This window comes from Nocardia sp. NPDC058497, from assembly GCF_042720195.1.
Classification (GTDB): Bacteria; Actinomycetota; Actinomycetes; order Mycobacteriales; family Mycobacteriaceae; genus Nocardia.
Map to the genome: position 1 here is coordinate 1 of NZ_JBHXMY010000450.1, position 4,980 is coordinate 4,980.

7 protein-coding genes and 2 pseudogenes are annotated in these 4,980 nt (G+C 65.6%); 4 read left to right on the forward strand and 5 right to left on the reverse strand.

Features of this window, described 5'->3' with window-relative positions; all coding sequences use genetic code 11:
- Nucleotides 1-554, reverse strand: a pseudogene (locus ACFWPJ_RS24475) (alkene reductase); the annotation flags it as partial.
- A 113-nt stretch (nt 555-667) separates the two neighbouring features.
- On the opposite strand from ACFWPJ_RS24475, the gene ACFWPJ_RS24480 reads away from it, so the two are divergent.
- Nucleotides 668-1,096 carry a MerR family transcriptional regulator gene (locus ACFWPJ_RS24480; protein ID WP_378854723.1) on the forward strand — a complete coding sequence of 143 codons (429 nt, stop codon included), beginning with the start codon at nt 668-670 and terminating at the stop codon, nt 1,094-1,096.
- Here ACFWPJ_RS24480 and ACFWPJ_RS24485 read toward each other — a convergent pair.
- The gene (locus tag ACFWPJ_RS24485) at nt 990-1,298 is read right to left on the reverse strand and encodes a hypothetical protein (RefSeq protein ID WP_378854729.1); all 309 of its coding nucleotides are present in this window, start codon (nt 1,296-1,298) and stop codon (nt 990-992) included. The two genes, ACFWPJ_RS24480 and ACFWPJ_RS24485, sit on opposite strands and share 107 nt — an antisense overlap.
- 31 nt (nt 1,299-1,329) lie before the next feature.
- On the opposite strand from ACFWPJ_RS24485, the gene ACFWPJ_RS24490 reads away from it, so the two are divergent.
- Nucleotides 1,330-1,713 (forward strand): hypothetical protein, encoded by a 384-nt coding sequence (locus ACFWPJ_RS24490; RefSeq protein ID WP_378854724.1) that lies wholly within the window; start codon nt 1,330-1,332, stop codon nt 1,711-1,713.
- Between the two features lies 1 nt (nt 1,714).
- Here ACFWPJ_RS24490 and ACFWPJ_RS24495 read toward each other — a convergent pair whose 3' ends face one another.
- A complete protein-coding gene (locus ACFWPJ_RS24495) occupies nt 1,715-2,701 on the reverse strand; it encodes a helix-turn-helix transcriptional regulator (protein ID WP_378854725.1) in 987 nt (328 codons plus the stop codon).
- Between the two features lie 103 nt (nt 2,702-2,804).
- On the opposite strand from ACFWPJ_RS24495, the gene ACFWPJ_RS24500 reads away from it, so the two are divergent.
- A complete protein-coding gene (locus tag ACFWPJ_RS24500) occupies nt 2,805-3,203 on the forward strand; it encodes a VOC family protein (protein ID WP_378854726.1) in 399 nt (132 codons plus the stop codon).
- A 266-nt stretch (nt 3,204-3,469) separates the two neighbouring features.
- Here ACFWPJ_RS24500 and ACFWPJ_RS24505 read toward each other — a convergent pair.
- Nucleotides 3,470-3,610: pseudogene (locus ACFWPJ_RS24505) on the reverse strand (transcriptional regulator); the annotation flags it as partial.
- Between the two features lie 129 nt (nt 3,611-3,739).
- Entirely contained in the window at nt 3,740-4,483 is a 744-nt protein-coding gene (locus ACFWPJ_RS24510; protein ID WP_378854727.1) for an SDR family oxidoreductase, read from the reverse strand.
- A 247-nt stretch (nt 4,484-4,730) separates the two neighbouring features.
- Between ACFWPJ_RS24510 and ACFWPJ_RS24515 the strand changes: the two genes are divergently transcribed.
- A partial coding sequence (locus ACFWPJ_RS24515; RefSeq protein ID WP_378854728.1) for an NAD(P)-binding domain-containing protein occupies nt 4,731-4,980 on the forward strand: 250 nt, incomplete at its 3' end.

A 4,980-nucleotide genomic window follows, 5' to 3' on the forward strand; every position in this document is an offset into this window, starting at 1 on the left:
GAGGACCGCAACTGCGATATCATATACCGGTACCCACCGTGCTGTTCGACGCCGTCGAAACCGGCGTCGATTGCCCGGCGCGCCGTCTCGGCGTAGGCCGCGACCTGCTCGGGGATCTCGGCGATATCCAGGGCGCGGGGGACGGGCACAGGCTGTGGCCCGGTGGGGGTGAACACTTCGCCGGTCGCGGCCACGGCGGACGGGCCGACCGGCCGCAGTCCGGTGGTGTCCGGGTGGGAGACCCGGCCGCCGTGCATGAGCTGCGCGAAGATGCGCCCACCGTTGACGTGCACGGCATCGGTCACCTGCCGCCACGCCGCGACCTGTTCGCCGGTGTGCAGTCCGGGGGTGCCCGGATTGGATTGCCCCACCGGGTTCGGGTGCGTTCCCTCGCTCACGATCAAGCCAGCGGTCGCCCGCTGGGCGTAGTAACTGGCCATGGATGGGGTGGCCAGGCCGCCCGCGGCGGCGCGGACTCTGCTCATCGGGGCCATCACCACGCGGTTGGGTAGTACCAGGTCACCGAGCCGAGAGCGCTCGAATAGGGATGCCATGTCGCTTCTCCAGGTAGTCCGAGTCGCCGGGGCACCGGCGATAGACCTACGCTAAAAGCTGACATGGATGTGAGAAGCAACCGTCTGTGTCGCGGATCACGAGGAGGACGGCTGTGCGGATCGGGGAGTTGTCCACGCACACGGGAGTCAGTGTCCGGTCGCTGCGCTACTACGAGGAACAGGGGCTGCTGGCCAGCACCCGAAGCCCCAGTGGCCAACGGCACTACACCCTCGACCACGTCGACCGGGTGCTGCTGCTGCGCCGGCTGTATGCGGCCGGGTTGTCCAGCCGTACGATCTCCCAGCTGGTGTGCTGTGTCGACGCCCCCAGCGAGCAGAATTCGGAGATCGCCCTCGAGCGGATGGCGCAGGAACGCGACCGGCTGACCGAGCACATCGCCGAACTCACCCGCGCCCGCGACGCCCTCGACGAACTCATCGACGACAACCGCGCGCATCACCCGCCCGCTCCGGCGGAACCCCGAGCGGATGTGGTGATGCGCGCCCGATGCGACGCCACCCGGCTCGCGGCGTCCGGCTGAGCAAAGAAAGGCTGCCGCGGTGGAGGCGTTTGGTGCTCTGGCTGAAGACACAGACGTCCTGGGAGCCCCTTATCACGCGGAAAGCGTCACTGCGGGTGGACAATTCACCGATCAGGTTCGATGGCTCCCGGTCGTAGGGGTTCTTCCCTGCCTCGGTGCGCAGCGCGCCAACGGCCAAGCGGGCCATACGTTCCCAGTCGATGTAGAACCGCCTCGAGAGTCAGGTGACTCAGATGGATTCTGATGAAAGACCCAGCACGAGGCGCAAAAGGCGACAGTTCACTCCGGAACAGTTGGCCAGATTCGCGAAGCTTAGCAACGGTTCCCGGGAACTTCTGGAACGGTTCGCGGACCGCCTTGGGCCTGAAATGCTGGCTGATTACCGATCTTTCAGCGATGTCGGTGAGTGGACCTTGTTGGTCGATAATCTGTGTGCCAGTCTTGTGAAGCGTCAAATTTTGGTTAGCCCGGCCGAGCGTGATGCCTTGGCTGAGCTGCTGGCATTGTTCGGGGACCCTAAAGACAGTACGGATATGTTTTACACAGATGATTATGAGCGGGTGTTAGCGGACCTGAATATATCCCCCAAAATTGATGTAAATGGCGAACACGTTTGAATCAGTCGGTAAGGCCGTCGGCGGCCGCGGTGAGTCGGCGGGCCAGGGCGCGAACGGCGTCGTTGAGTGTGTCGGGGTGCTCGATGATGAACGGGCGGTTCAGGCCGGCGAGCAGGGCGGGAATCCAGTCGAGTTGTTCGGCGCGGATTCGGATCCGGACCCACGGGTTGGTGTCAGTGGGCTGCGAGTCGATCTCATGCACGGTCGCGATCGTCGCAGGGAGCAGCGGGCGGACCTGGGTGAGTGTGCCCTGGACTCGGATCGATACCTCGTGCCGATAGGGCGCGTTGGCCAATGCGGACAGCAGATGAGCGGCTGGCTCGAATTCGGTGGGCGGAGCGAACGTTCCGGGCTGTGTGCTCACCGCGGTGATGCGGTCCAGCCGGAACTGGCGTAGTTCGTCGCTGTTGCTGTCCATCCCTGTCAGATACCACCGGCCGGAGTGGTCGACGAGCCCGTAGGGGTGCACGGTCCGTTGGCTGGACCGCCCGTTTCGGTCGGTGTACCCGATTGCGACCGGTCGGTGCTCGCGGGTCGCCTCGGCGAGCCGGAGCAGGACAGCGGTCTCGACAGCCACTTCCGGGCGCGCGTCGGCGGTGAATTCGACGGTGTTGATCAGTGCGTCCAGCCGGGCCGTCAGACGTGCGGGTAGGACGCGGCGGAGTTTGGCCGTCGCGCTGTCGGCTGCGTGGGCGGCCGCTGTCGGCCGGTCGGCGCCGCGTCTGGTGAGGAGCCCGAGTAACACGGCCACCGCCTCGTCGTCGGTCAGCATCAGCGGTGGCATTCGGTATCCGGGAGCGAGCCGGTAGCCCCCGTAGCGGCCCCGCACCGATCGGACCGGGATATCCAGGTCGGTGAGATGTGTGACGTATCGCCTGACGGTGCGTTCATCGACGCCGAGCCGTCCGGCGAGTTCGCCGACGGTATGAGTACCGCCGGTCTGCAACAGCTCGAGCAGGGCCAGCACTCGGGCGGTGGGGCGCGTCATCGGGAAATTCTCGCATCCATACCGGGCGGAAACTGTCCGGTATCGACTCTACCGTGGCGTGCGGCGGTGGAACCTCCGCCTCATCCGACAGCAGGAGCACACAATGAAGCTCGTCTCGATCCGTCTGATCACTGACGACATCCAGCGGCTGGTCAGTTTCTATCACCACGTGACCGGCGTCGAAGCACACTGGGCTACACCGGATTTCGCCGAAATCGTCACACCGGTCGGCACCCTCGCGATCGGAAGCACCCGCACCGTGGCGCTGTTCGGTGCGGGCAGCGCGCACCCAGCCGACAATCACACCGCGATCATCGAATTCCTGGTCCCCGACGTCGATGCCGATTACCGGCGGTTGCGGGATACGGTCGAGGATTTCGTCAACGAGCCCACGACGATGCCGTGGGGGAACCGGTCGTTGCTGTTTCGCGATCCCGACGGCAACCTGATCAACCTCTTCACCCCGGTCACCGCGCAGGCCGCCGCGAAGTTCGCCGGTTGATATCCGCTCATCGGCATTTCAAGATGCTTATACCGACTTGGTGGTAGCAATGTGGTCGAAGACTGATCTGAGGACATCCGTCCGCGCCGGACCCCGTGTCCCGGGTCCGCGGACCGATGTTGGCGGTTCGACCACTGCCAAACCGATCAACCACGATCCGCGCTCTCACAGCGCCGAATCGTGGGGCTGCTGTAGGGAGTAGGGAGAGGTGACATCGTCGTCTCCCTCCCTGTCGCGGGCATTTGGGGAGTGCGTAACCGACATCTCACCCCGGCGAGCGTGGCGACCTCACCCCGGCGCAGTCCGGGCACCCGCCGCTGACCGTATGTCGGCAGCCCCGCCGGCCCGGGCGTTATCCGCTCGCGTCGGGAGCGGAGAAACGCGCTGACTGCGTCCCGGTTGTTCATGAGGACAGCGTAGGCAGCCCGCGCGGCGGGTGGGGGACTCTTCCAGGACCCCTCACAGCGGAAACTCCCCCGTCATGGCCGTTTCCCGTTGCATGGTGCATGCCCTGGTCCTCCGGGGCCCGGCCGGCATCAGCCGCCGAATCCGCCGTCGATGTTCAAGCTGGCGCCGGTGATGTAGGCCGCTTCGGGCCCGGCGAGGAAGGAAACGAAAGCGCCGACCTCCGCCGCGGTCCCGAATCGGTCAACCGCCATCACGCCGAGCATCGCCGACGCGGCTGGGCCATCGGCAGGGTTGGCGTCGGTGTCGACCGGGCCTGGCTGCACGTTGTTGATAGTGATTCCGCGCGGGGCGAGCTCGCGGGCGAGTCCACGGGTCAGGCTGGACAGTGCGCCTTTGGTCATGGCATAGATCGACCCGCCGGAGAAAGGCATGCGGTCGGCGTTGATGCTGCCGATGTTGACGATTCGCCCACCCTCGCCCAAGTGTGCCAGCGATTCCCGGATTGCGACGATCGCCGACCGCACGTTGACCGTCAGCATCGCGTCGATCTGAGCCATCGTCAGGTCGGTGATCTCGGTGAAACTGCCGACACCGGCATTGTTGACCAGGATGTCGAGGCCGCCGAACCGGTCGACGGTGTGCGCGACCGCGGACACCACATCCTCTTCGGCCAGGCTGTCTGCGCGGATCGCGTGTGCGACGCCTCCTGCCGCGGCCACGGCGGCGGCCACGTCGTGCACGCGTTCCTTGGAGTTCGCGTAGGTGAATGCCACCTGTGCCCCGTCGGCGGCCAATCGGGCGACGATGCCCGCGCCGACGCCCCTGGATCCGCCTGTCACCAGAGCGGTCTTGCCTGCGAGTGGTCCTGTCACCAAGACGAGCCGCCTCTGCAATTTTTGAGGAATCACTCCATAACTCGATACCAAGGATGACGCACATGCCGAGCAGACCGCTCGTGCGTTGATCGCCGTCATGCAGGGAATCGATTCCTGCACAAGTCAGGCATCGGTGAGGACGAGGTGCGTCGCGCCAAGACCGCCGTGTTGCAGCTGATCGAACGCGCCGTCACGCGCTGACGACTCACACCCGCCGATGCCACCATCCACAGGGAAGGCACCAATGACAACGATTGGCATCATCGGCGCGGGCGAGGTCGGTAGCCAGATCGCCCGTGCGGCCATCGCGACCGGCTACGACGTCGTCATCGCCAACTCGCGCGGACCCGAGACCCTCCGTGACTTGATTGCTGAACTCGGCCCATCAGCGCGGGCAGCGTCTGCGGCCGAGGCTGCGGCAGCCGGTGAATTCGCAGTGGTGGCCGTCCCGCTCGAGCTGATCAAACACATGCCTGTCGACCCGCGCGCGGGTA